The following is a 709-nucleotide window of genomic DNA, read 5'->3' on the forward strand; positions in this document are numbered from 1 at the left end:
ATAAGTAAGTCGTTTGAGAGTGTTTTAAAGGGAGATGAGAAAGGTTTATCTGGATTAGAGAAGTCTTGTCCAAGTGGGAAGGAGGTTATAGATAATAATATTGAGTTTGCGATAAAATCTGGCATTAATGGAACTCCAACAATTGTATTTCCTAACAAAGGATTAAAGGTTATAGGAATACTTCCTTCTGAGAAGTTAGATAAGTTGATAGATATTATTTATGGTAATTAAAAAATTTTTTTAGGAGGTGCAGTATGAAAAAGAAAGCCGTTATTGGTGTAGGTCTTTTATCTGCGGTGTTTATAGTATCTTGCACATGCACATGGTAAAGTAAAAGATTATTTAAAGCATACGTTGAGTGAGAAATTAACCACGTAAATTTACCTCAATAGACCTGAAAAAGCTATAGCCTATTGCATAAGCATACAAGTATGTAAGAAGTATAATACCTTTCCTCCATCTACTTAAAGTATTAAATTGTTTAAGTCTTGAAAATGCTCCTTCTATAACCTGTCTTTGAGCTCTTTCATCTTTAGTTTTACAAACATGAACATTTTCACATCCCTTATACCCTTTGTCCCCTATAACCTCAAAAAGATTGATTAACTTCTTAAACCATAGGCTCGTTTTAACTCTTAACCTAAAAGACTTTACCTCATGATAACTAGCTGGATGAAACCAAACATCATACACAATTCCTTTCCTATCG

Annotated in this window: 2 pseudogenes; one reads left to right on the forward strand and one right to left on the reverse strand. The window is 32.6% G+C overall.

The window, feature by feature from the left end:
* Positions 1-231: pseudogene (locus tag ACP5Q2_RS09890) on the forward strand (DsbC family protein); the annotation flags it as partial.
* A gap of 135 nt (positions 232-366) precedes the next feature.
* Here ACP5Q2_RS09890 and ACP5Q2_RS09895 read toward each other — a convergent pair.
* Positions 367-709, reverse strand: a pseudogene (locus ACP5Q2_RS09895) (hypothetical protein); the annotation flags it as partial.

Source organism: Calditerrivibrio sp. (assembly GCF_049968475.1).
Lineage (GTDB): Bacteria > Chrysiogenota > Deferribacteres > Deferribacterales > Calditerrivibrionaceae > Calditerrivibrio > Calditerrivibrio nitroreducens_A.